Genomic DNA, 23,932 nt, shown 5'->3' on the forward strand with positions numbered 1-23,932 from the left:
CCGTGGTGACCGTCGTGACGACCGTGGCGGCCGTTCCTTCGGTGGCGGCGACCGCCGCGACGACCGTGGTGGCCGTTCCTTCGGCGGCGGCGGCGGTGACCGTGACCGCGACCGTGGCTTCGAGCGCCGCGACAACAACAACGACCGTGGCGGCCGCTCCTTCGAGCGCCGTGACGACCGCCCCGGCTTCCGCCGTGACGAGCGCACCGGTCACCGTGGCAGCGACCGCCCCTTCAACCGCGACCGCCGCGACGACCGTCCGGGCTTCCGCTCCGCCGGCCACGACCGCCCCTACGTCCGTCGTGACGAGCACCGCGGCACGGGCCCCGGCACCGGTTCCGGTTCCGGCTCGTCCTCCTTCGGCCGCCGTGACGACAAGCCGCGCTGGAAGCGCAACGGCTGACCTCGGCCGATCCACGGCCGGCATCGGCTGATCCACGGCTGATCCACGGCTGATCCAGGACGAAGGGCCCGTACGACTCCGGTCGTACGGGCCCTTCGTCGTTCCGCCCGCCCGGTATTTCCCTACCGTTGCCGGTGTGACGGTTGTTAACATTCCTTGACTTCGAACGGCCATGGCGGGCGCGACCGAGGGGGATCTCGGAACAGGCGCGCGCCGGAGGCGGGCAGAGCCCGCGCTCCGAAGGCCATGGCGTTCTCGTATCCCTGGGGAGGGACCTTGTCTCGGCGTGTGCGCACACGCTTCACCGCGACCCGGCGCGTCCGGATCGCTTTCGCTCTGACGGGCCTGGCCGCTCTCGGCGCCGGCCCGCTCACCACCGCGGGCCCGGCGGCCGCGGACAGCACGCCCATGCCCCTGAAGACCGACGGGGTCTGGGCCCTCGACTACGCCGGCGGCGTCCTCACCACGGTGGAGAACGCGCCGAGCGGCGATCCCTACGTGACCAACCGGCGGATCTCGGCCGACGGCGGCGCGGCGGGCGAGCGGGAGACCCTCGGCTCCGCCGGCACGTACGCGAACGGAGCGCACCTCCAGCGGGTCGCCTGCGACGCGGACCCCTGCACGGCGCTGCGGGCGGCCGGGAACGGACACGTCGGCGTCTTCTTCGGCAACGCCGAGGGCCAGGAGGGCCAGGAACGCGCTCAGATCCGGGTGAGCCCCTACAGCTACTACGGCACCGAACCCCTCGTCACGGGCGGCCACTTCGTCGACATCACCGGCCGCTACTTCGTCTACGACGCGGCCTCGACCGGCAAGCAGTACGTCGACGTGGGGCAGCACTACCGCACGCAGCAGGTGCGCCTGACCCGTTCCGTCACCGCCGCCTCCGTGTGGGGTCCGCGGCTGTACGCGCCGGGGACCGGCAACGGCACCGTCACCGCCTACGACCTGGAGCGGAAGAAGACGGTCGAGACGCTCGCCACCGGCGCGCCGTGCACGGTCAAGGAGCTCCAGGTGGTGGGCCGCTGGGTCTACTGGAACTGCGGACCCACGGGCGCCGCGGGCGTGTACGACCGTACGGTCAAGAAGAACGTCACCGTGCCGTCCGGGCCCGTCCTCGTCGGCGACGGCTATCTCGTCCGGCACGACCGCGCGGCCGGAAAGCTGCTGCTCACCGACTTCCACACCGGTACGGCGGCGGCCCCGCGCGCGATCGCCGACCTGCCGGCCGGGAACACCGCCGACCAGCGGCGGCTGACCTGGTCGGTGGACAAGTTCGGCGGCGACATCGCGTACGCGGACGCCGGCCACACCCTGCACGTGGTGCAGAGCGGGGTGCCGTCCCAGCCGCTGGCCCTGATCGACGCCGAGGTCGACGACGGCACCGTCACGGTCCAGGACGACTGGTGGAACAGCACCTGGCAGCTGAACAAGCCGGCCACGTGGACCTTCACCGTGAAGGACGTCCTGGGCCGTACGGTGCACACCCAGTCGGGGACCGGCACGGCCCCCGACGCCGGCTGGAAGGCGCAGACGGACGCGGGGGCGACCCCGTACAACGGCCGCTACGCCTGGAGCCTGACCGCCACCGCGACCGAGGGCACCGGCACCTTCCGGACCGGTGGTTCGGTCGTGCTCTCCGGCGGTCTGCCGGTCCACCACGACGTGGGCGGCTACGGCTACGGCGACCTGGTCACGCTCGACTCCGGGGGACGTCTGGGCGTGCGCTACTCCCCCGGCAACGGCACCGTGGGCGGGGCGGTCACCGCATCCGGGTGGCCCGCCGGAACCGTGGCCGTCCCCTTCGGGGACATGACCGGCAACCGGTGCGCCGAGACCCTGATCCGGATGCCGAACGGTGAACTGCGCCGCTACCTCGGCCGGTGCGCGGGCTCGTACACCCCGTCGAGCAGCCATGTGTCGCTCGGCACCGGCTGGAACCAGTACGACGTCCTGACCGCGCCCGGTGACGTCACCAAGGACGGCCGCCCGGACCTGATCGCCCGCAGCGCCTCCACCGGCACGGTCTACCTCTACCGGTCCGACAGCGCCGGCAAGCTCTCCTCGCGGGTGAAGCTCTACGACGACTGGAAGGGCTACAAGAAGATCGTCGGCGTCGGCGACTTCAACGGTGACGGCGTCGGGGACCTGCTCGCCCAGGACAAGGCCAACGCGCTGTACCGGTACGACGGGACCGGCAAGGGCACCTTCTCGGCCCGCGTGAGGATCGTCGCCTCCTGGGGCGGTTCGTACAACGCCGTCGTCGGCGTCGGTGACATCAGCGGCGACGGCCGGGCCGACATCGTCGCGCGGGACACCGCGGGCGCTCTGTACCGCAACGACGGCACGGGCAAGGGGTCCTTCGGGCCGCGGACGAAGATCGCCAGTGGCTGGGGCGTATACAAGGGCATTTTCTAGCCATCGAGGCACGCATGTCATGTCCCCGGTAAGGGAATCGCTGGGGGCATGACAGATGACGTCAAGACGAGTGGGCTCTCGGACGAGGAACGGCTGGCCCAGCTCGGTTACACCCAGGTCCTCGCCCGCCGTATGTCGGCGTTCTCCAACTACGCGGTCTCCTTCACGATCATCTCGGTCCTGTCGGGCTGCCTGACCCTCTACCTCTTCGGGATGAACACGGGCGGCCCGGCCGTGATCATCTGGGGCTGGGTCGCCGTCGGTCTGATGACCCTCTTCGTCGGCCTGTCGATGGCCGAGATCTGTTCGGCGTACCCGACGTCGGCGGGCCTGTACTTCTGGGCCCACCGGCTGGCCCCCGCGCGCACGGCGGCGGCCTGGGCCTGGTTCACGGGCTGGTTCAACGTGCTGGGCCAGGTGGCGGTGACGGCGGGCATCGACTTCGGCGCCGCCTCCTTCCTCGGCGCCTACCTCAACCTCCAGTTCGACTTCGAGGTGACCCCGGGCCGCACGGTCCTGCTCTTCGCCGCGATCCTGCTGCTGCACGGCCTGCTGAACACCTTCGGCGTGGGCATCGTCGCGCTGCTGAACAGCGTGAGCGTGTGGTGGCACGTGCTGGGCGTGGCCGTCATCGTCGGCGCGCTGACCTTCGTGCCCGACCAGCACCAGTCGGCGTCCTTCGTGTTCACGCAGTTCGTGAACAACACGGGCTGGGGCAGCGGCGTGTACGTCGTCCTGCTGGGCCTGCTGATGGCGCAGTACACCTTCACCGGTTACGACGCCTCCGCCCATATGACGGAGGAGACCCACGACGCGTCCACGGCCGGCCCCAAGGGCATCGTCCGCTCGATCTGGACCTCCTGGATCGCCGGCTTCGTCCTCCTGCTGGGCTTCACCTTCGCCATCCAGTCCTACGACGACCAGCTCGCCTCGCCCACCGGCGCGCCGCCCGCCCAGATCCTCCTCGACGCGCTGGGCGCGACGGCCGGCAAGCTGCTCCTGCTGGTCGTGATCGGCGCTCAGCTGTTCTGCGGCATGGCCTCGGTGACCGCCAACAGCCGCATGATCTACGCCTTCTCACGCGACGGCGCCCTCCCCTACTCGCGCGTCTGGCACACCGTCAGCCCGCGCACCCGCACGCCCGTCGCGGCGGTCTGGCTGGCTGCGGCCGGCGCGCTGGTGCTCGGCCTGCCGTATCTGATCAACGTGACGGCCTACGCGGCGGTGACCTCGATCGCCGTGATCGGCCTCTACATCGCCTACGTCGTCCCGACCCTGCTGCGGCTGCGCAAGGGCGAGGACTTCGCGCGCGGGCCGTGGCATCTGGGCCGCTGGTCACGGCTGGTCGGCGTGGTGGCGGTGGCGTGGGTCGCCGTCATCACGGTCCTCTTCATGCTCCCGCAGGTCTCCCCGGTCACCTGGGAGACCTTCAACTACGCCCCCGTCGCCGTCCTGGTCGTCCTGGGCTTCGCCGCGACCTGGTGGCTGGCGTCGGCCCGGCACTGGTTCCTCAACCCCGAGCACAGCCGCACGATCGCCCGCGAGGCGTCCCGCAAGGGCGCCCCCGAACCGGTCGATCCGTGACACTCCCGCCCCCCGACGGCGCCGCCACGCCGTCCGACGCGGCCGGGTCCCCGATACCCGATCGGAGACTCGGCCCCGTCCGGCTATGCTCGGGGAGGCAACATCGCCTGGGCCCTTAGCTCAATTGGCAGAGCAGTGGACTTTTAATCCATTGGTTGTGGGTTCGAGTCCCACAGGGCCTACGGGATGTAGGCGGAGGGTGTTCCCTCCGACCTGCCGCGCAGCGTCCGGGTCGACTTCGGTCGGCCCGGGCGCTGCGGTGTTTCCGGGGCCGCGTGAACACACGTGACCGGGGCATGTACCACTCAGGTATGAACTCGGCCGGTTGTCCGTGGCCGGGAACGGCCGGGCCCGCGGAACGCCGTCGGGGACCGGCCACGCCGGGGCTGCGGGGCCGGGTCGGACGGTGCGTGCGGCCGCGTCGGTCAGGCGGTCCGTTTCTTCCGCGGCTTCGATCGTACTTATACGGCACTTTTCAGTCGCTCTCCTCGTATTGCGCAACACGTACAGTCCGTCACCCGGTTGGGGCTGTACGCATACGAGGAGGGGCAAGTGAAGAAGACCCTGCTGACCACAGGGCTCGTCGGGGTGCTGATGGCGGGGACGGCCGTGCCGACCCTGGCCATCTCCGACTCCGGATCGACGCCGTTGCCCGGCACCGGCGCGAAGGTCGAGGTCTCGGCATGGCAGTGCAACGCCTATGCCGACAAGTGCTCCTTCAAGACCTCGACCAAGGCCAAGAAGAACGGCGTGAAGTACAACGTCAGCAAGATCATCAATACGGCGACGGTGAAGGCCAACGGCTGGCAGGCCACTCTCTCGCTGAGCCCGAGCGGCACGCAGGTGAGCGAGAACACCCGTCAGGTCAGCTGGACCAACCAGAACACCTGGATCGCCGACATCAGCGGCATCGCCGATCCGGGTGGCTCGGTCAACACGAGCGTCACCACCTGTTCCGACGGCGGCGCCTTCAAGTCCGGTGTCAAGGCGTTCGCTTCGGCCTGCGCCAACGACTGACCGACCATCCGTCGTGCCGCGGGGCCGCACGTGGGTGTGGCCCCGCTCAGCGTATGAGGAACCGCATGAGAAACAGCCTCCTCCAGGAGCGCACCGGGGGCCGCCGCAGCCGGGTGCTCGCGGCAGCGGCGGTGACGATCGCCGCGGCGGCCGTGGGTGTCTCCCTGGTCGGTGGCGGGCCGGTCGACCGGCCCGACCGGCCGGGCCGCTATCTGGCCGAGCAGCTCGACGCCCTGCGCGGGGCGAACGATCTGGTGCGAGCCACCCGCGCCGAGGTCGGGCGCGACCCCGCGCTGTATCCGACCGCGTACGGCCGCCTCGAGGCCGCGCTTCCCACGGGCGACCGGCCGGGCCGGCCGGTACCCGAGATCCGGCCGGAGGCTCTGGCCGAGCTCGCCCGCACCGACCGCCTGGACAGCCCGGCCTGGCAGGCGCACTACGTGTGTCTGTCGCTGGCGGGCTCCAGGACGGCCGACGCGGCGACGGTGCTGGACCTGGCCGGGCTTCGGGAGCGGGCCGGGAGCGAGGCGCTCGCCTATCTGCGGGCGCCGGACAAGGCGGACGACCCCCCGACCTCGCTGGCGACACGGGCCGCCTTCCTCCACACGGTGACCTGTCTGGGCCGCGACGACGAGGTGTCCCGCGCCACCCTGGACCGGCTCGCGGCGGACGCCGCTCGCGTCGACCAGCCCGTACCGGTGCTCTACGCCGTCGAGGCGTTGCGGGACGTCGAAGTGGGCGCCCGTGCCACGCGGGTGCTGCGTGCCGCCGCCGTGCTCGAGGATGCCGACTGCGGGGACCTCGACCCCATCCAGCGGGCCGCGCTGACCCTGTTGAGCCATCGGCTGACACGGCAGGCGCGATCCTGTCTGCTGCCCTCGCTGAACGACCCCGACACCCAGACCCGGTGGGTGGTCCGGCGCGCGCTCGTCCTCGGTGCCGCCGACACGGTCGCGTCTCTTCCCGTCGCGGTGGGAAGCATCCGGGCCGACGGTCTCGTCGCCAAGTCCCCGGCTCAGCTGGGCACGCTCACCGCCACGTACAACGCCGCGCGGGCCCTGACCGCCGGCGCCCGGCAGGAGGACACGCCGGACTGGCTGCGGAAACGGCTGCGGCGGCTGGGCTCGGACCCGGGCCTGGACCCGTCCGATCGGGTGCTGCTCGCCATGACATGTCATCGGCTGTCCCTCGACTGTGGACCACAGGCCGGGAAGGGCGTGGCGGAAGCGGCCGAGCTGACCGTGCCGGCCGGCCTGACCCCGGAGAACCAGCACGGCTGGCACGGGCCGCCATGGCGGCCCGTGCCGAGTTCGGCCGGGGCTGCGGGCGCACCTCCGTCGAGCTGCCCGCGGACGAGGGCGCGAGGCTCTCGTCCCGTTCGCTGCACCTCGTGGCGGTACTCGCCGAGGTCGGCTGCGCCACCCAGACGGAGCGCCTCACCGCGGGGACCGACCTCATCGGCCAGGCTCGGACGGCACTGCGCGAAGGCGACCTGCTGACCGCCTCCGACGCGGTCCAGGCCGCCCTCGCCGCGGATCAGAGCATTCCGCAGTCGTGGTGGGACGAGCTTCCCGGCCTGCTGGACCGGTACCGCGACCCGGAGTTCCCGGATCTGTACGCCTCCGCACCCGGTGGTGTCGCCTCCGCGGACGCGACCAGGGCCGCGTACTACCTCCTCGCCTGAGCCGTCCTCGCGCCTGCCGCTCGATTTCCTCGCTCCAGCGATTTCCCACGACAGAAGGACACCGGGCTCATGAACACCGCTTCTCCACCCGCCGCCCCACCCGCGGTCGTGGCCGAAGGGCTGGCCTTCGCCTACGCGTCCGGGGGCGGGCTGACCCGTGCGGACATCACCCTCGACGGCGGGGTGATGGCAGCCGTCGAGGGTCCCTCGGGATCGGGCAAGAGCACCCTGCTCGCGGTCCTCGGACTGATCCTGTCGCCGACCGCGGGCTCCCTGCACATCACCGGCACGGACACCGGAGCCCTGCGCCCCGCAGACCGGGACCTGTTGCGGCGGCGCTCGATCGGCATCGTCCTGCAGGATCTCGGACTGCTGACGTTCCTCAACGCCTGGGAGAACGTCGCCGCCGCCTTCGGGCCCCGGCTCGCCCGGCACCGCACGACGGCCCGCGCCCTGCTCGGCGACCTCGGGATGGAGGACCTGTCCGACTCCCGGGTCACCGAACTCTCCGGTGGTCAGCGGCAGCGTGTCGCCGTGGCCCGCGCGGCCGTGAAGCAGCCGGTACTCATCCTCGCCGACGAGCCGACCTCCGGCCTCGATCCGAAGACCGCGAACTCCGTGACGAGCGCGCTGCGTTCGTGCGCCGAGCGGGGTGCGGCCGTGCTGCTCGTCACCCACGACCGGGCGGTCTCGGAGACCTGCGACCGACGGTACGTGCTCGACCAGGGAGTGCTGGCGAGCGCCGGCGCGGAGGACACCCCGGCGAGCGCGCGTCAGGGGAACCTCGGATGAGCCGCTGGAGCCTCTACACCTGGGCGCGTGACGGCCGTTCCCTGCGCCGGACGCTGCCCACCCTCACCTTCCTGGCCGCGCTGCTGACCACCTCCGCCGGGGTGGTGGCCGGTGCCTCCGGGGCTGTGGAACGGGATGTGCTGGGGTCGGGCGGACTCACCCAGATCGAGCTCAGCTCGTTCGAGGGCGACGCGTCGGTCCGTCCCCTCACCAGGTCCGCCCTGCGGGACACCCTGGATCTGCCCGGCGTCCGTCGGGTCGTCGCCGACTACTCCTCCGTGCTGTACGCCGAGCAGGAGGGGACGTACGACCTGACCAGCCACACCCTGACACCGGGTGACGACCTGCCGGTCACCGGGGGCGTGATCCCCGCGGAACTCGGTCCGGACGAGGTCGTGCTCCCCGCCACCGCGCAGGGAACCGACTTCGTCCCGCTTCTCGGCCGGTCCGTGGCCTTCGGGTACACCAAGGCGACGGGAGCCGCGTCCGGCACCACCGCTGTCGTGACGCTGAAGATCGTCGCGCTGTACGACCCGGCCTGGCAGGCCGACGGGCCCGGTGTCGCCTACCTTTCGCAGGACACCGCCGCGCTGCTGGCCGCGGCCCGGGCCGGGCAGCAGCCGGCGGTCTTCCAGGACAAAGAGGGGGCGCAGTCCGCCGTCGTGGTCGTCCGGAGCCAGAAGCAGGTGGCCGCCGTCACCAGGGCGCTTCAGGAGGGCGGATTCTCCGCCTCCCCCGTGTCCGACCGGGTCCGCAACCTGCCCGGTCTGTTCGGTGCGGCCGATCTGGCGATGCGTGTCGCGGTGCTCGCGCTGGCGCTGGGCGCCGTCGTGCTGGGTGCCGTCCGGGCCGCGGACAGCACGCGGGCGCGGCTCAGTCAGTTCGCCATCCTGCGGATCCTCGGTTCCGGCAGGCCCGAGCTGCGGCGGATCCTGCTCGGCGAGGCCGTGCTGTCCGGTGCGGTGGCGGGTCTGGTCGGTGCGATCGGCGGCACCGCCCTGTCCGTCGGCCTGGCCGGCCCGCTCAGTGACGTCCTCGGGCTGCCCATCGCCCGTACGGACGCTCTGCCCGGACCGGTGTGGGTCGCCGCGGCGCTGCTGCTGCCCGCCGCCGGGCTCGTCGGTGGCGCTCTTCTCGGGAGTCGTGACGTGCTTCGGCGGGATCCCTATCTGACCGCCCGCGGGCACGGCTGACCGTGCGGGGCGGGTCAGCCCGCGTTCTGTTGCGACAGTTCTCCCAGGGGGAGGGTGTGCTGGGTCTGGAGGACCTTCGCGCGGAGGTAGCGGACGTTGTGCGGGGTGGTGAAGACGCCCGTGGGGACGCGTTCGCGGACGACGGCGCCCAGGGAGCGGAGCTGGCCGGCCTTGTCGGGGTTGTTGGAGAGCAGGTCCAGTTCCTCGATGCCCAGGGCCCGCAGCATCTGGGCCGCCGCCGTGTAGTCGCGGGCGTCCTCGGGGAGGCCGAGGGCGGTGTTCGCCTCGTAGGTGTCGAGGCCCTGGTCCTGGAGGGCGTACGCGTCGAGCTTGTTGTAGAGGCCGATGCCGCGGCCCTCCTGGCGGAGGTAGAGCAGTACGCCGCCGCGCTCGGCGATGCGTTCGACGGCCTCGCGCAGCTGGGGGCCGCAGTCGCAGCGGGCGGAGCCGAAGACGTCACCGGTCAGGCACTCGGAGTGGAGACGGACCAGCGGGGTGGTGCCGGGCGCCGGGTCGCCGAGGACGATCGCGACGTGTTCCTGGCCGTCGGTCAGGCCGTGGAAGGTCACCAGTTCGGCGTCGACGCCGTAGCCGTCGTGGAAGCGCAGCGGGACCCGGACGCGGGAGCGCTGGGTGGCGGCGGGGAAGTCGGGCATGCGGGCTCTCCGTATCCGGAGGGACATCTGCTTCAGATTTGAAGCAGAACCTGAGATCCCGACCCTAACCCACGCTTGAAATTTAAAGCAATGAGGAAGTGGTTCTTCGGCCACGCGTCACGGGCACGGCGGCTTCGGGGTACCGGAGCGGCGGCGCCACGGCACGTCGTCCGGCGCCCCGCCCGTCGCGTCGCCCTGGAGCGCACCCGTGATCCCCGAGAAGATCTCCTCCAGCTGGCCCACCTGGTCCGGGGTGAGGTGGTCGAAGAGCGTCGTACGCACGGTCTCGACGTGCCCCGGCGCCGCCCGCTCCAGCACCGTCATGCCCGCGTCGGTCAGGGCCGCGATGCTGCCCCGCCGGTCCGACGGGCAGCCCTCGCGCGCCAGCAGGCCGTCCTTCTCCAGCCGCGTCACCGCGTACGTCAGCCGGCTGCGGGTGATCTTCAGCCGCTCGGCCAGGTCCGTCATGCGCAGCCGCCGCTCGGGCGACTCGGAGAGCGTCGACAGGATGGAGTAGTACAGGTGGGGCATGCCGGCCTCCTGCTGGAGCTGCCGGTCGAGCGCGTCCTCCACCAGAAGGGTGGCGGCCATGTACGCGCGCCAGGCGCGCTGCTCCTCGGGGGTGAGCCAGCGGGTCGTCATGGCGCCAGTGTAGGTTTGTTTCAAACTTGAACCAAGGGTTCCCGTCACACTCCCCCGCCGCCCGCCGTTTCCGCCCAGCCCCGCTGCCGAGAGTGAGCGCGTCGATGCCGTTCCCGTACGTCCTGCTGTCCGCCGCCGTCTCCCTCGACGGCTGTCTCGACGACACCGGTCCCGAGCGGCTGCTGCTCTCCGGCCCCGCCGACTTCGACCGGGTCGACGAGGTACGGGCCTCCGTCGACGCGATCCTGATCGGCGCCGGCACCCTCCGCGCCGACAACCCCCGGCTGCTGGTGAACTCGCCCGAGCGCCGGGCCGCCCGGGTCGCCGCCGGCCGCCCCGAGTACCCCCTCAAGGTGACCGTGAGCGGGACGGGTGAGCTGGACCCGGCGGCGAACTTCTGGCACACCGGCGGCGAGAAGGTCCTCTACACGACCGACCGGGGCGCCGAACGCGCCCGGCGCGCGGGAATCGCCGCCGACATCGTCACGCTGGGCGCCGGGCTCGACTGGCGGCGGCTGCTGGAACACCTGCACGACGTGCGGGGCGTGCGGCGGGTCATGGTCGAGGGCGGCGGCACCGTCCACACCCAGCTGCTCCAGGAGGAGCTCGCCGACGAACTCCAGCTCGTGCTCGCCCCGCTCTTCGTGGGCGACCCGGACGCGCCCCGCCTGTTCGGGCCGGGCGCGTACCAGGGCGGGCGGCTGCGGCTGGTGGAGACCCGGCGGATCGAGGACGTCGTCCTCATGCGCTACGAGCCGACCGCACCCGGCGCCGGAGGTGTCGCCTCGCCCGCCGACCGGCACTGGCTGGCGCTCGCCTGTGACCTGGCGGCGCAGTGCCCGCCGTCGCGGACCGCGTTCAGCGTGGGAGCGGTGGTGGTGGCCGCCGACGGTACGGAGCTCGCCCGCGGCCACTCCCGGGAGGGCGACGATCCCGTCGTGCACGCCGAGGAGGCGGCCCTGGCGAAGATCGACCCGGCGGATCCGCGGCTGGGCGGCGCGACGGTGTACAGCAGCCTGGAGCCGTGTGCCCGGCGGGCCTCCCGGCCGGCGCCGTGCGCGCGGCTGATCCTCGACGCGGGGGTACGGCGGGTGGTCACGGCCTGGCGGGAGCCGGACACCTTCGTGGCCGGTGCGGACGGCAACGGGGTACTGGTCGCCGAGGGCGCCGACGTCGTCGTACTGCCGGAGTACGAGGCGGCCGCCCAGGCGCCGAACCGGCACCTGCGGGGCTGAACCGAGCCACGCCGACGGGCCGGGAATCAACCGTTGTGCATCCGGTCCCGCGAATGGCGTATGCTGGTGTCACCGACGCGGGGTGGAGCAGCTCGGTAGCTCGCTGGGCTCATAACCCAGAGGTCGCAGGTTCAAATCCTGTCCCCGCTACTGAAGACTCAGGGCCGGAATCCAGTTCATGGATTCCGGCCCTGAGTGTTTTCCACGCCGTTCATGCCGTTCACGCCGGGACGCGCGTTCCCCCGCCCCGGCGCTCGCGTCAGCCGGTCGGCTCACACCGGTCGCTCCCCGTTCCGGCTGCGGCGAATCTGGATCTCCGTGGCGGGAGACGGCAGGAGACGAGTGGTGCGCCCTCATGACGCGGCGGGTGAGGAGCCGCACAAGGATCCCGGCACCGCCTACGACGACTACCTCGTGCCCCGCACCCGGGCCGGCGGCCGGCTCCCGACCGATCCGGTGCCCGACCCAGGGCTCGGCGACGAGGCGCCCCGGCCGTCCGGCGAGCAACGCGCGGAGCGCCGGATCTCCGCCGCCCGGACCCTCCTCCAGCTCCTCCCCCTCCTGCTGGTCGCCGGCGGGATCGTCTACGACCTCTGTACGCCCCCCGAATTCACCGCGGCCCCCTTCTTCACGGCCGCCCCGCTGGTGGCGGCGCCGCTGTACACGCTGTCCGGCACCATCGCCACGGGGGTCTTCGCGTTCGCCGCGGTCTGCGCCGTGCACGCCCGGTTCTCCCTGGTCCCCGACGCGAGCGCGATGACCGAGATGGTCACCGTGGCCACGGTCGCCGCCATGGCCGTGGTCATCAACCGCGTCGTGCGCCGCGGCGACCGACGGCTGGCCAGCGCCCGCGAGATCGCCGAGGCCGCCCAGCGCGCGGTACTGCCCGAACCCGCCGAGCGGATCGGCGGCTACGACGTCGCGGCCCGCTACGAGGCCGCCCAGGAGGACGCCTTCATCGGCGGCGACCTGTACGCGGTGCAGGACAGCCCGCGCGGGGTGCGGCTCCTCGTCGGGGACGTACGGGGCAAGGGCATGGGCGCCGTGGCGGCCGTGGCCGTCGTCATCGGGGCCTTCCGGGAGGCAGCCGAGCAGGAGGCGACCCTGGAGGCGGTCGCGCAGCGGCTGGAGCGGGCGCTGGCCCGCGAGGGCACCCGGCGCGACGGGCTGGACGCCTTCGAGGGCTTCACCACCGCCGTGCTCGCCGAACTGCCGCACGGCAGCGACGCCGTCCGGATCCTCAACCGCGGGCATCCGCCGCCGCTGCTGCTGCACACCGACGGCAGCGTGCGCGCGCTGCCGGCCCGCGAACCCGCCCTGCCGCTCGGCATGGGCGAGCTGGGCACCTGGCCCGACCGCGCGCAGGAGTGCGACTTCCCGAGGGGCACCACCCTGCTCCTGCACACCGACGGCGTGTCCGAGGCCCGCGACACCCAGGGTCGCTTCTACGACCCCGAGGAGCGGCTCGCGGGCCGGTGCTTCCGCGATCCCGAGGCGCTGCTCGTCGCCCTCGCGGAGGACGTGCGCCGGCACTCGGGCGGCGGGATGGCCGACGACATGGCGCTGCTCGCCGTACGACGGCCCTGAGGGGGGAGGGAACGGAGCAGATGCCTGGATCGGGCCGCGATGGACGGAGTCGTGAAGAAACGGCCCGTCGTCACGCGGGGTGATCGGGTGACCCCTCTGTGCATCACATCTGAGTCACCGTCAAAACGCGTGTGACTCCCGAGATGTTCCCGCCCGAGCGCTCGCTGCGGTCAACTCGCCCGATTTCCGCCGGTCATGGGCTGTAAGTCCAGGCCAAAAAAGTGTTAATGATCAAGTGGAACAGCTTGGAATCACGCCCCCGTGTCTATTAACGTTCGATAACGCAGCGCGGTCGTCCCAGCCGTCACAAGCGACGGCTCCGCGCGCACGCGCCGAATCCTGCAAGGAACCGGGGAACCACCACCTTGGGGTGAATCGCACGGACACCGCCGTGAACGACAGGCGGTTTACGCGCGTAGGAGACCTTCCTGCTCCGAACCCGTCAGCTAACCCGGTAGGCGAGAAGGAAGGAAAGGAGCACGCCCACGTGGCGTCCAACCGGCCTGCCCCCGAAGCCCCGTTCGTGCCGAGTCAGCGCAGCACCGAGCCGTTCGGCTCCGGCAGCTACCGCACCGACGAGGGCCCGTGGGAGGAGTGGAACCCCACCGAGGAGTCCCTCCGTCCCGTACGTGGCCGGCACCGCGTCGCCAAGCAGCGCGGCGGACTCGCCCGCAGCTCCACCGTCCTGGGCGTCGGCGTCATAGCCGCCGTGAGCGCGGGCGGTATGGCCAGCGCCAACACCGGCAAGCCGCCGGTGTCCATCTCCATGCCGGACCTGCCCTCCGTCGGCTCCCTGCTGTCCGACGACACCGCGGAGGCCGCCGAGGCCCCCACGACCCCGCTCAGCGGCATCGGCGTGACCTCCGCCGACACCGCCCAGGGCACCACCGACGCCGGCGAGGCGCTGCGCAGCCGGATCATGGCGCAGGCCGAGCAGCAGCAGGACCAGGTCGACACCAAGGCCGCGGCGGCCGAGGCCGCGGCGGCGCAGAAGGCGGTCACCGACGCCGCCGCCAAGGCCGAGAAGGAGGCGGAGGCCAAGGCCGCCGCCGCCAAGAAGAAGGCGGACGAGGCGGCCGCGCAGAAGGCCGAGGCCGCGCGCCTGGCCGAGCTCGCCAAGCAGTACACGCTGCCGACCTCCTCGTACACGATCACCTCGACCTTCGGCCAGGCCGGCTCGATGTGGTCCTCCGGCTACCACACCGGTCTCGACTTCGCCGCGCCCACCGGCACGCTCATCAAGGCGATCCACAGCGGCACGGTCACCGAGGCGGGCTGGGCCGGCTCCTACGGCTACCGCACGATCCTCACCCTCGACGACGGCACCGAGCTGTGGTTCTGCCACCAGTCCTCGATCAACGTCAGCGTCGGGCAGAAGGTCGCCACCGGCGATGTCATCGGCCGCGTCGGCGCCACCGGCAACGTCACCGGGCCGCACCTCCACCTGGAGGTCCACCCGGGCGGCAGCGCGGACGGCATCGACCCGATGGCCTGGCTGCAGGGCAAGGGCCTCACCCCCTGACCCGCGGAACGCTCCGAGTTCCCTGATCGTTCTCCGATCCCCGGCAGCTCTGACGACGTCCCCCCGACGTCAGGGCTGCCGGTTTCCGTTTCCCGGGACATATGCGGAATATGGGCTTCCCGGGTGCGTGTTGATGTTGTACATGACTTCCCTGCGCACGTTCGGCTCCTCCGACCTCGAGGTCTTCCCGCTCGCCCTCGGCGGCAACGTCTTCGGCTGGACCGCCGACGAGGCCCAGTCCTTCGCCGTGCTCGACGCCTACGCGGCGGCGGGCGGCAACTTCGTCGACACCGCCGACTCCTACTCGGCGTGGGTCGAGGGCAACAAGGGCGGTGAGTCCGAGACGATCATCGGCAACTGGGTCAAGGCGCGCGGCAACCGCGCCGACGTCGTCATCGCCACCAAGGTCAGCCAGCACCCGGACTTCCCGGGGCTGAGCGCCGCGAACATCAAGGCCGCCGCCGACGCCTCCCTGCGCCGCCTCGGCACCGACCACATCGACCTCTACTACACGCACTTCGACAAGCCCGAGGTGCCGGTGGAGGAGATCATCGGCGCGCTCGACGAGCTGGTGAGGGCGGGCAAGGTGCGGCACATCGCCGCCTCCAACATCTCCGCCGAGCGGCTGCGGGAGTCCCTGGACTTCTCCGACCGCGAGGGCCTGGCCCGGTACGTGGCGCTGCAACCCCACTACAACCTCGTCTCGCGCGACACCTACGAGGGCGGGCTCCAGGACCTCGCGGCCCGCTCAGGACTGGCCGCCGTCCCGTACTACGCGCTCGCCTCCGGATTCCTCACCGGCAAGTACCGCCCCGGTGCGACGGTCGACAGCGCCCGGGCCTCGGGCGCCGCCAAGCACCTCGACACCGAGCGCGGCCGGAAGGTCCTCGCCGCACTCGACGAGGTCGCGGGCGCCCATGACGTACCGGTCGCCACCGTCGCCCTCGCCTGGCTCGCGAACCAGCCGACGGTGGTCGCCCCGATCGCCTCCGCCCGGACGGTCGAGCAGCTGCCGGCGCTGGTCGCGGTGGCGGAGCTGGAGCTGACCGGGGCGGAGGTCGCGAGCCTGACGGCCGCGTCGCGCTGACCCCACCCCGCATCCCGGCCCGGCGATGTCCCCGGAGTCACGCGCTGCCGGGCTGCGGGACCGGTGGGACTGGCGGGGCCGGTGGGGCCAGTGGGGCCGGTGGGGCCTGCGGAGGTTACGACCGGTACGGGTTGTACGCGGGATACGGCGCCGCCGGGTAGCCGTACACCGGCCATGCCGCCGGAGGGGGCACCGGCATCATCACCGGAACCGGTGGCGCCGTCGCCCGCGCCGCGTAGTCCAGCGCGGGCCGCGCCACCTCCCGGCGGCGCCACAGCTCGTGCAGCAGTTCCCGTTCCCGTACGAGGAAGTCGGCGCCGGCCCGGCCCCGGCGCCCCCGGTGGCGCAGGAACGCCAGGGAGGTCGCGTACGCCTCGTACTCCGCGACCGTCCGGCCGGCGGCCCTGCCGAAGTGGTGCCCGGCGTACTCGCGGGCCAGCCGCCGCGCCCGCATCGAGCCGAGCGCGTACGGCTCGGCCGGGGTCAGCCAGCCGGCGACGGCGTAGGCGGGCAGTTCCTCGCGCACGGTCCGCAGCTCGCGCTGGCGTGTCCAGACCACCAGCCAGGTCAGCAGCCCGAACGCGGGCACCATGAACGCCCCGTACACGGCGAAGAAACCGTACTCGCCGAAGGTCGAGGAGCCGTTCCAGAACGCGTGCATGCCCATCGCGAGCAGCAGCCCGGACAGCGGCAGGAGCACCCGCCGCACCCGCTGCCGCTCTCCGGACAGCGCGGCGACGCCGAAGCCGATTCCGGTCAGGACGGTGAACAGGGGGTGCGCGAACGGCGACATGATCACGCGGACGAAGAAGGTCGCCGCGGTGATGGACGCGATGCCGTGGCCGCCGTTGAGCTGGTCGGTGCCGAAGGCGGTGCCGAGATAGAGGATGTTCTCGGTGAACGCGAAGCCGGTGGCGGTCACCCCGGCTATGACGACCCCGTCGACGATCCCGGTGAAGTCCCTTCTACGGAAGAGGAAGACGAGGAGTACGGCGGCGGCCTTGGCGCACTCCTCGACCACGGGCGCTATCACGGTCGCGCCGAGCGTGTCGGCGCTCGACGGGTCGGCGGTCGCCGTCGCTATCCACTTGGTCGCGAAGCTGTTGGCGACGATCGCGATCAGCGCCGCCGCGCAGGCGCCCCAGGCGAAGGAGAACAACAGGTTCCGCCAGGGGCCCGGTTCGACCCGGTCCAGCCAGCGGAAGGCGGTGACCAGCAGGGGCACCGGCAGGACGGCGAGGCCGAGCCCGACCAGAAACCCTTCCGTGCCGGTCTGGCGGCGCACGAGCGCCAGGATGACGAGCCCCGAGAGCGCCAGCAGGGTGATCAGGGCGCCGTAGCGCACCCACCTCCGGTGCCACCAGTGCGCGTGCCGGAGCCGACTGTGGGCGGGAACGCTGGAGTGCGTCGGATAAGGGGGAACGGTCGCCACGGCATTGACCCTAACGAGGGAGGGCTGGTCTTGCGGTTCCTTTTGCTGCCTGCTGCCTGCTGTACCGGCTGTACCCGCGGTGCCTGCCGCATCCGCGTGCCCGCGGGGTCCGCCGTGGCTACAGCGGCCGCTGCTCCGGCGGCTTTTGGTGCTGTACGCGACGGAAGAGCAGATCGTTCACGACGTGTCCCTTGTCCAGTCCCTGACCCTCGAAACGAGTCAGCGGCCGGAACGCGGGACGTGGCGCGAAACCGCCGTCCGCCTGGGTGTTCTCGAAGTCGGGGTGGGCGCTGAGCACGTCGAGCATCTGCTCGGCGTACGGTTCCCAGTCGGTGGCGCAGTGCACGAGCGCGCCGGGTCGCAGCCGGGTCGCGGCGAGGTCGAGGAACTCCGGCTGGATCAGCCGCCGTTTGTGGTGCCGCTTCTTCGGCCAGGGGTCGGGGAAGTAGACGCGCACCCCGGCGAGTGAGTCGGGGGCGAGCATCTCCCGCAGCAGGATGATGGCGTCCCCGTTGGCCACGCGGATGTTGGACAGTCCGTGGTGGTCGGCGAGGTTGAGCAGATTGCCCTGGCCCGGTGTGTGCACGTCCACGGCGAGGATGTCGGTGTCGGGGTCGGCGGCGGCCATCTGCGCGGTGGCCTCGCCCATCCCGAACCCGATCTCCAGCACCACCGGATGGTCGTTGCCGAACAGCGCGCCCAGGTCGACGATCCGCTGTCCGTCGATGTCGAGCCCCCACTGGGGCCACAGCCGCTGCAACGCGTCCGCCTGTCCCGTGGTCACCCGGCTGCGCCGGGGCTGGAAGCTGCGGATCCGCCGCTCGAAGTGCGACCCGGCGGGATCGGCCTGCGGTCCGCCGGGGAAGCGCGGTTCCCCCTTGTCCCGGGTGTACCGGACGAGGACACCGGGATCACGCGGGTGCCGCGGGTCGTCGGAGGTGGGCTGGGACGCTTCGGGGGCGGTGTTCGGCTCAGACACAGTGAGGACGATTTTACGGCGCCCCCGAGCGCGCGTGTCGCCGCCCGGCACCGCGGCCCTCATCCCGAGCCCAGCGCGGCCAGTGCCCGTCGTGCCACCTCCCGGCCGATCGGCAGCGACGCCGTCGCCGCGGGCGAGGGCGCGTTCAGCACATGCACGGCCCGCGCGCCCTCCCGGATCAGGAAGTCGTCCACCAGCGTCCCGTCCCGCAGCACCGCCTGGGCCCGCACCCCGGACGCCGCCGGCACGAGATCCTGTTCGGTCACCCCGGGCAGCAGCCCGCGCACCGCCCGCGTGAAAGCCCGCTTGGACACCGATCTGCGCAGTTCCCCCATTCCGTACCGCCAGTGCCGCCGGCCCATCCGCCAGGCTCCGGGCCACGCCACCGTCCCGGCCGCCTCCCGGGGACGTACGACCCCCCATCCGTACCCCTCGCGGGCCAGCGCCGGCACCGCGTTGGGCCCGACGTGCACCTCGCCGTCGATCCCGCGTGTGAGGTGCACCCCGAGGAACGGGAACGCCGGGTCGGGGACCGGATAGACCAGGCCGCGCACCAGCTCCGGCCGCGCCAGTTCGTAGTACTCGCCCCGGAACGGCACGATCCGCACCTCGGGCTCGTCGCCGGTCAGCCGGGCCACCTCGTCGCAATACAGCCCCGCGCAGTTGACCAGCACCCGGCCCCGCACGATGTCCCCGCGCGCGGTCAGCACGGCGACCCCCCGCTCCGGGCGCCGGTCGATCCGGACGACCCGTGCCCCGTAACGGATCTCCGCTCCGGACGCCCGGGCCAGTTGCCGGGCGACCGCCGTGAAGTCGCACACGCCCGTCGTCCCGACGTGGATGGCGGCCAGGCCGCGCACCTCCGGTTCGTACTCCGCGATCTGGGCGGCGCCCAGCTCCCGTACCGGAATGCCGTTCTCCCGGCCGCGCTGGACGAGCGCGTGCAGCCGGGGCAGCTCCTCGCGCCCGGTGGCGACGATCAGCTTGCCGGTCACGGCGTGCGCGATGCCGTACTCCGCGCAGAACTTGATCATCTCCGCGGAGCCGCGCACCGCGTACCGCGCCTTGAGGGAGCCCGGGCGGTAGTAGATCCCGCTGTGGACGACGCCGCTGTTGCGTCCCGTCTGGTGCCGGGCCGGGCCGGGCTCCTTCTCCAGCACCGTCACCCGCGTGCCCGGCGCGGCACGCGTGATCGCGTACGCCGTCGACAGCCCGACGATCCCGCCGCCGATCACCAGCACGTCACAGTCAAGACCGGCGTGACCGTCGTGGGCGATCACTCGCACCTGCACCACCTCCCGGCTTCGATAGTGCACTGCGCCACTGACAATGCCCTCAAACCCGGGAGGTGCCCCTTGTGTGCCCCGGGCTCAGGCCGGAGCCATCATCAGCAGCGGCCGGGCCCGCTCCCGCAGCTCGACCACGCGGGGCTCGTCGCCGTACGGTTCCAGCCGGTGCAGCAGGTCCTTCACGTACTCCGTGGTGCGCGCGGAGGAGATGCGTCCGGCGACCTCGACCGCCCGCACGCCCTGCTCGCAGGCCGCGTCCAGGTTGCCCGACTCCAGTTCGGCGACCGCCGAGACGACGAGGCGCAGACCGTGCGAGCGCACGAACTCCTCGGTCGGCCTCGACAGCGCCTGCTCGGTGAAGCGGCGCACCTGGCGCGGTGCCTTCAGGTCGCGGTAGCACTCGGCGGCGTCGGCGGCGAAGCGGTCGTAGGAGTAGAAACCGAGCCACGACGGGTCGTTGTCGCCGTCACGGGACCGCTCCAGCCAGCTCTCGGCCGCCTTGAGGGCCGTGCCGGCGGCCTGGGCGTCACTGGCACGCGCGTGCGCGCGTGCCTCGACGAGCCGGAAGAAGCTCATGGTGCGGGCGGTGGCCAGGCCCCGGTTGCGTTCCAGGGCGGCCTGGGCGAGGTCGACGCCCTCGTCGCCGAAACCGCGGTAGGTCGCCTGGAGGGACATGGAGGCCAGGACGTAGCCCCCGAGGGGGACGTCGGCGGCGGCGCGGGCCAGCCGCAGGGCCTGGATGTAGTAGCGCTGGGCGGCCTCCTGCTGGCCGGTGTCGAAGGCCATCCACCCGGCGAGCCGGGTGAGTTCGGCACTCGCCCCGAACAGCGCCCTGCCGACCTCGTCGGAGTACGAGCCGAGCAACAGGGGTGCCGCCTCCACCCGCAGGCACTCCGGCACCATCGACGAACGCCAGTCGCCGCCGCCGTACTTGGAGTCCCAGCGCCTGGCGTCCTCGGCCGCCTCGCGCAGTTTCTGGACGTCGCTGTGGCCGACTTTGAGCGGTGCGCCCGACCCCTCGGCGGGGTTCACCTCGCGCGCGACCGAGCTGTCGGCCGGGGTTATCAGCCACCGGGAGGCGGGCGTCGCGTACGCGCTCACCGCGAAGGACCCGGCCAGCGACTGCCAGATGCCGCCGGATCCTGCCCGGCGTCCCGCGAGGTCGAGACGGTACAGCTCCGTCGCGGAGCGCACCGCCTGTCCGACGTCCCGGGGGAAGGCGAGGCCCACCTCGGGCGCCGGATCCGCGTCCGCCAGGCCGATCTCGTGGAGCGGCACCGGCCGGCCGAGCTTCTGCCCGATGGCGGCCGCGATGAGGTGCGGCGCGGCGCCCTGGGGCACCATGCCCTTCGACACCCAGCGCGCCACCGAGGTCTTGTCGTAGCGAAGTGTCAACCCGCGTTGAGCGCCAAGGTCGTTGACGCGACGCGCGAGTCCTGCGTTGCTGATTCCCGCGAGGGCGAGAACGGTGCCGAGTTTTTCGTTCGGCCCGCGTTGCTCCCTGGACATGCGCCACCCCTCGACACAGACGGCTGCCGCGCTGGCATAACCATGCGGCATTCGTAAACCCAGCGTAGTTCGCCGCATCCCAAGCGTTAAGGGGCATTCTTCCGGATGGCGGGATTGTGGTCCGCACTGAAGTGCGGGCCCTGTACGCACGGTTGCGTCGTGCTCCCGTTGTGTGGCCGTGCGCCCGTCCGTGCGCTCTTCTCCGGCCATCGCGGGAGCGGTTCCATGGGCCGTGCGTGGGTCGGCCCGCTGTACTGGATCCAGTGGGCTGGGGGACACCGCCGCCTTCATCCCCGCGGGCGGCGGAACGGTCCGGGAGGCGAGCTCCGCCTCCCGGGCTGCGCACGCGTCGGTGGTGCGTGGGGCCTGTACGGAGCGTGTGTGATCGTTGTCCAACGACCGTGGCGTTTCCGTTATTTGGCTGAAAAGCGACCCCCTGTTCCACAGGGCATTGTCGCTCTCACCACGCGAATTGACGGCGCACGGGGCGTTTTTCAGGAGCGTACAGGGGGCGCATTCACGTCGTAGACGCGGCGTGGATGCGTCGCCGAAGCACGGCGGGCGGCGCGAGGACATGCCGCCGCGGCGCCGTGGACGCCGTGCCGCGCGCGGGTGTTCGGCAGGACGCGGGCGGCGGTGGGAGGGCGCATTCCCCTGCCCATAAGCGGCTCCGTCGCCCCTCTGAGGCGCGTTCTTCGTGGCAGCATGTGAACCGTTCGTGCGGTGCACTGGTTGTCCACAGCCTGTGGAGGCGTCGATGCGGTGGTTGGTGGGATGGAGCAGCACCACCGCGGTGGCCGCCGGGATCGGCTCCGCGGGTGCCACCGGATTCGACGGCGAGACCGTGCACCCGGTCGGCTCCCAACTCCTGTGGGGCGACCCCGATCCGCTGTGGGCGGTCGGCGACTGGCGCCCCGACGAGATCCGGGTGGTCCAGGCCGACGCCCAGACCCGCATCGCGGTCCTCGGCATCTGCGGGGCGACGGACGAGGAACTGCGCCTGGGCCTGTTCACCGCGCGCGGAGGGGCACTTCGGCACCTGACGGCCTGGCCGGGCAGCTACACGGCCGTCGTCCAGGCCGGCCGCCGCGTCACTGTCTGCGGCGATCTCGCGGGCGCCCGCCCGGTGTTCTACACCCCGTGGGCGAGCGGCACGGCCTACGCGACGGCCGCGCTGCCGCTCGCCGACCTCATCGAGGCCAACCTCGACTTCGGGCACCTCGCCGCCCTCCTGGCCGCCCCCGACGTGCCCGCCGCCCTGCACGACTCCACCCCCTACGCCGGGGTTCGGCGCATCCCTCCGGGGCACGCGCTGATCCTGCGTGCCGGGGCACGTGAGATCGCGGGCTACGAGCAGGTGGCCTCCCTCGCGGTGGCCGCCCCCTCGGCCGACCCGGACAGCGCGGTCGACGCGGTGCGCGACGCGCTCGTCGAGGCCGTACGCACCCGTCTCGCCGCCCCCCGGCACGTCCCCGGCGCGGACATCGACCCCGGGCCGGTGCCCGGCATGGGGCCGGCCGAGCGGCGCGCCGCGCGCGGGATGCCGGTTCCGGGCATCGGCGCCGACCTGTCCGGCGGGCCGGCCTCCGGCACCCTGGCGTTGCTGGCGGCCGGGCTGCCGGGCATGCCGGGCACCGTCCTGGGCCACGGCACGGGTGCGGGGGAGCGGCTGCTGGCGGTCACGTTCAACGACCTGTCGGCCGCGGGGCGGGAGGCCGAGGTGCAGCGCGCGGGGACACTCGCGGCCAACCCGCGCCTGCACCACGTGGTGGTGGCGGGCGGCGAGGAGTCGCTGCCGTACGCCGACCTGGACGGCCCCCTGACCGACGAACCCGCCCAGAGCCTGGTGACGGCCGCCCGCCACCGCGCCCGGCTCGCCTCCGGCAGCGCGGACCACTTCACCGGGTACGGGGCCCGACAGGTCCTGGACGCCCACCCGGCCCGGCTGGCGGACCTGCTGATGGACCGCAAACGGCGTCACCTCGTACGACCGGTCGCCGCGCTGGCGAAGGCCGACGGCTCGGTGCTCGTCCCCGCGCGCGTGTACGGCGCGGCCCGCCGGCTGGCGCGCACCCCATACCGGGCGGGTGTGGAGGTTCTCGCCGAGCGGCTGCTCCAGCGGCGCTTCGACGAGCCCGGAGGCGCGGTGGGGGCGTCCCTGGCCGCTCTCTCCTGGGCCAGACCGGGGCCGGCGGCCCGCTGGCTGACCGGTGAGGCACTGGCTGAAGTATCGGTTCGCCTACAGGGCTCGACGAACCGCTCCGGCGTCGGACCGGGCCAGCGTCCCGGTGACCACCGCGCGCGTACGGCCCTCGCCCGGCACGCGGCGGACCTCCGCATCCTGGAGCAGGCCGTCGAGATCCGCTCCCAGCGCCTGCACGCGCCGTTCCTCGACAACCAGGTCGTGCGCGCCTGCCGCACCCTCCCGGAGACCCTGCGCGTCCGGCCCGGCGCCCGCGCCGAGATCCTGCGTACGGTCCTCAAGGGCGCCGGCATCGCCGACCTCCCGCCCGGCTGGGGCGCACCGTCCCACGGGTCGGCCGCGGCCGCCGCGCGCACCGGACTGCGCGTGTCGGCGGACACGCTGCTGACGCTGTTCGACACTCCCCTGCTGGCGCAGGCCGGCCTGGTCGAGGCCCGCGTCGTGCGCAAGGCCCTGCGGGCCGCGGCGGCCGGCGAGCCCCTTCCCCTCGACGGCCTGGCCGACCTCGTCTCGCTCGAACTGTGGCTGCGCCGCCTGCTGGCCCGCAGGGGAACCTGCTGGACGGGAACACCCGCACGCGCGCGTGCGGTTCCGGCGGGCATCACCCGGGTGATCCCGGCGGTGGAACCGGTGCGCGGCGCGCGGGGCTTGACCTAGCCCCGTCGACCGTCCCCGTACGCCGATCGCCTGGGCGTGGGGG

The 23,932-nt window shown here is 72.5% G+C and carries 18 protein-coding genes, 2 tRNA genes, 1 pseudogene and 1 riboswitch; of the genes and pseudogenes, 15 read left to right on the forward strand and 6 right to left on the reverse strand.

Annotated elements, in window-relative coordinates:
- The 9 genes and pseudogenes from ACWCQK_RS07585 to ACWCQK_RS07625 form a co-directional block, all read left to right on the forward strand.
- Positions 1-403: pseudogene (locus tag ACWCQK_RS07585) on the forward strand (DEAD/DEAH box helicase); the annotation flags it as partial.
- 288 nt (positions 404-691) lie between these two features.
- Entirely contained in the window at positions 692-2,821 is a 2,130-nt protein-coding gene (locus ACWCQK_RS07590; protein WP_451152895.1) for an FG-GAP repeat domain-containing protein, read from the forward strand.
- Positions 2,822-2,869: 48 nt separating this feature from the next.
- Positions 2,870-4,405 carry an amino acid permease gene (locus ACWCQK_RS07595; protein ID WP_451152897.1) on the forward strand — a complete coding sequence of 512 codons (1,536 nt, stop codon included), beginning with the start codon at positions 2,870-2,872 and terminating at the stop codon, positions 4,403-4,405.
- A gap of 109 nt (positions 4,406-4,514) precedes the next feature.
- A tRNA-Lys gene (locus ACWCQK_RS07600) sits at positions 4,515-4,587 on the forward strand.
- 370 nt (positions 4,588-4,957) lie between these two features.
- Entirely contained in the window at positions 4,958-5,422 is a 465-nt protein-coding gene (locus tag ACWCQK_RS07605; protein WP_451152899.1) for a hypothetical protein, read from the forward strand.
- Positions 5,423-5,487: 65 nt separating this feature from the next.
- On the forward strand, positions 5,488-6,921 hold the full coding sequence (locus ACWCQK_RS07610; protein WP_451152901.1) for a hypothetical protein: 1,434 nt from the start codon (positions 5,488-5,490) through the stop codon (positions 6,919-6,921).
- On the forward strand, positions 6,813-7,106 hold the full coding sequence (locus ACWCQK_RS07615) for a hypothetical protein (RefSeq protein WP_451152903.1): 294 nt from the start codon (positions 6,813-6,815) through the stop codon (positions 7,104-7,106). The genes ACWCQK_RS07610 and ACWCQK_RS07615 overlap by 109 nt, the downstream gene beginning before the upstream one ends.
- Before the next feature lie 69 nt (positions 7,107-7,175).
- On the forward strand, positions 7,176-7,898 hold the full coding sequence (locus ACWCQK_RS07620; protein ID WP_451152905.1) for an ABC transporter ATP-binding protein: 723 nt from the start codon (positions 7,176-7,178) through the stop codon (positions 7,896-7,898).
- Positions 7,895-9,091, forward strand: coding sequence for an FtsX-like permease family protein (locus tag ACWCQK_RS07625; RefSeq protein WP_451152907.1), 1,197 nt, complete (start codon positions 7,895-7,897; stop codon positions 9,089-9,091). The genes ACWCQK_RS07620 and ACWCQK_RS07625 overlap by 4 nt, the downstream gene beginning before the upstream one ends.
- A 14-nt stretch (positions 9,092-9,105) precedes the next feature.
- On the opposite strand, the gene ACWCQK_RS07630 is transcribed toward ACWCQK_RS07625, so the two are convergent.
- Positions 9,106-9,747 carry a GTP cyclohydrolase II gene (locus tag ACWCQK_RS07630; protein WP_451152909.1) on the reverse strand — a complete coding sequence of 214 codons (642 nt, stop codon included), beginning with the start codon at positions 9,745-9,747 and terminating at the stop codon, positions 9,106-9,108.
- A 117-nt stretch (positions 9,748-9,864) separates the two neighbouring features.
- Positions 9,865-10,389, reverse strand: a complete 525-nt coding sequence (locus ACWCQK_RS07635; protein ID WP_451152911.1) for a MarR family winged helix-turn-helix transcriptional regulator — start codon at positions 10,387-10,389, stop codon at positions 9,865-9,867.
- A 104-nt stretch (positions 10,390-10,493) separates the two neighbouring features.
- On the opposite strand from ACWCQK_RS07635, the gene ACWCQK_RS07640 reads away from it, so the two are divergent.
- From ACWCQK_RS07640 to ACWCQK_RS07660, 5 genes are all read left to right on the forward strand, one after another.
- On the forward strand, positions 10,494-11,624 hold the full coding sequence (locus tag ACWCQK_RS07640; RefSeq protein WP_451152913.1) for a dihydrofolate reductase family protein: 1,131 nt from the start codon (positions 10,494-10,496) through the stop codon (positions 11,622-11,624).
- 76 nt (positions 11,625-11,700) lie between these two features.
- Positions 11,701-11,774, forward strand: a tRNA-Met gene (locus ACWCQK_RS07645).
- 264 nt (positions 11,775-12,038) lie between these two features.
- Positions 12,039-13,211, forward strand: a complete 1,173-nt coding sequence (locus ACWCQK_RS07650; protein ID WP_451152997.1) for a PP2C family protein-serine/threonine phosphatase — start codon at positions 12,039-12,041, stop codon at positions 13,209-13,211.
- Positions 13,212-13,531: 320 nt separating this feature from the next.
- Positions 13,532-13,687: riboswitch (cyclic di-AMP (ydaO/yuaA leader) on the forward strand.
- 11 nt (positions 13,688-13,698) lie between these two features.
- Positions 13,699-14,733, forward strand: a complete 1,035-nt coding sequence (locus ACWCQK_RS07655; protein WP_451152915.1) for a M23 family metallopeptidase — start codon at positions 13,699-13,701, stop codon at positions 14,731-14,733.
- A 142-nt stretch (positions 14,734-14,875) separates the two neighbouring features.
- Positions 14,876-15,820 (forward strand): aldo/keto reductase, encoded by a 945-nt coding sequence (locus tag ACWCQK_RS07660; RefSeq protein WP_451152917.1) that lies wholly within the window; start codon positions 14,876-14,878, stop codon positions 15,818-15,820.
- A 115-nt stretch (positions 15,821-15,935) separates the two neighbouring features.
- On the opposite strand, the gene ACWCQK_RS07665 is transcribed toward ACWCQK_RS07660, so the two are convergent.
- The 4 genes from ACWCQK_RS07665 to ACWCQK_RS07680 all read right to left on the reverse strand — a co-directional run bounded on the left by ACWCQK_RS07665 (position 15,936) and on the right by ACWCQK_RS07680 (position 21,029).
- Positions 15,936-17,252 (reverse strand): PrsW family intramembrane metalloprotease, encoded by a 1,317-nt coding sequence (locus ACWCQK_RS07665; protein WP_451152919.1) that lies wholly within the window; start codon positions 17,250-17,252, stop codon positions 15,936-15,938.
- A gap of 118 nt (positions 17,253-17,370) precedes the next feature.
- Positions 17,371-18,231 carry a tRNA (guanosine(46)-N7)-methyltransferase TrmB gene (trmB, locus tag ACWCQK_RS07670; RefSeq protein WP_451152921.1) on the reverse strand — a complete coding sequence of 287 codons (861 nt, stop codon included), beginning with the start codon at positions 18,229-18,231 and terminating at the stop codon, positions 17,371-17,373.
- A 59-nt stretch (positions 18,232-18,290) separates the two neighbouring features.
- Complete coding sequence (gene lhgO / locus ACWCQK_RS07675) at positions 18,291-19,526, reverse strand: L-2-hydroxyglutarate oxidase (RefSeq protein WP_451152999.1); 1,236 nt, start codon at positions 19,524-19,526, stop codon at positions 18,291-18,293.
- A 75-nt stretch (positions 19,527-19,601) separates the two neighbouring features.
- Positions 19,602-21,029 carry an MFS transporter gene (locus ACWCQK_RS07680; RefSeq protein WP_451152923.1) on the reverse strand — a complete coding sequence of 476 codons (1,428 nt, stop codon included), beginning with the start codon at positions 21,027-21,029 and terminating at the stop codon, positions 19,602-19,604.
- 757 nt (positions 21,030-21,786) lie between these two features.
- On the opposite strand from ACWCQK_RS07680, the gene ACWCQK_RS07685 reads away from it, so the two are divergent.
- A complete protein-coding gene (locus ACWCQK_RS07685; RefSeq protein WP_451152924.1) occupies positions 21,787-23,889 on the forward strand; it encodes an asparagine synthase-related protein in 2,103 nt (700 codons plus the stop codon).
- Positions 23,890-23,932: the final 43 nt, after the last annotated feature.

This window comes from Streptomyces sp. NPDC002306, from assembly GCF_053593435.1.

What these genes read in the sequence shown, in the direction of transcription:
- ACWCQK_RS07595 (WP_451152897.1), top strand. Translation starts at nt 2,870, where the DNA reads ATGACAGATGACGTCAAGACGAGTGGGCTCTCGGACGAGGAACGGCTG.
- ACWCQK_RS07610 (WP_451152901.1), top strand. Translation starts at nt 5,488, where the DNA reads ATGAGAAACAGCCTCCTCCAGGAGCGCACCGGGGGCCGCCGCAGCCGG.
- ACWCQK_RS07620 (WP_451152905.1), top strand. Translation starts at nt 7,176, where the DNA reads ATGAACACCGCTTCTCCACCCGCCGCCCCACCCGCGGTCGTGGCCGAA.
- ACWCQK_RS07625 (WP_451152907.1), top strand. Translation starts at nt 7,895, where the DNA reads ATGAGCCGCTGGAGCCTCTACACCTGGGCGCGTGACGGCCGTTCCCTG.
- ACWCQK_RS07630 (WP_451152909.1), bottom strand. Translation starts at nt 9,747, where the DNA reads ATGCCCGACTTCCCCGCCGCCACCCAGCGCTCCCGCGTCCGGGTCCCG.
- ACWCQK_RS07635 (WP_451152911.1), bottom strand. Translation starts at nt 10,389, where the DNA reads ATGACGACCCGCTGGCTCACCCCCGAGGAGCAGCGCGCCTGGCGCGCG.
- ACWCQK_RS07640 (WP_451152913.1), top strand. Translation starts at nt 10,494, where the DNA reads ATGCCGTTCCCGTACGTCCTGCTGTCCGCCGCCGTCTCCCTCGACGGC.
- ACWCQK_RS07660 (WP_451152917.1), top strand. Translation starts at nt 14,876, where the DNA reads ATGACTTCCCTGCGCACGTTCGGCTCCTCCGACCTCGAGGTCTTCCCG.
- ACWCQK_RS07680 (WP_451152923.1), bottom strand. Translation starts at nt 21,029, where the DNA reads ATGTCCAGGGAGCAACGCGGGCCGAACGAAAAACTCGGCACCGTTCTC.
- ACWCQK_RS07685 (WP_451152924.1), top strand. Translation starts at nt 21,787, where the DNA reads ATGCGGTGGTTGGTGGGATGGAGCAGCACCACCGCGGTGGCCGCCGGG.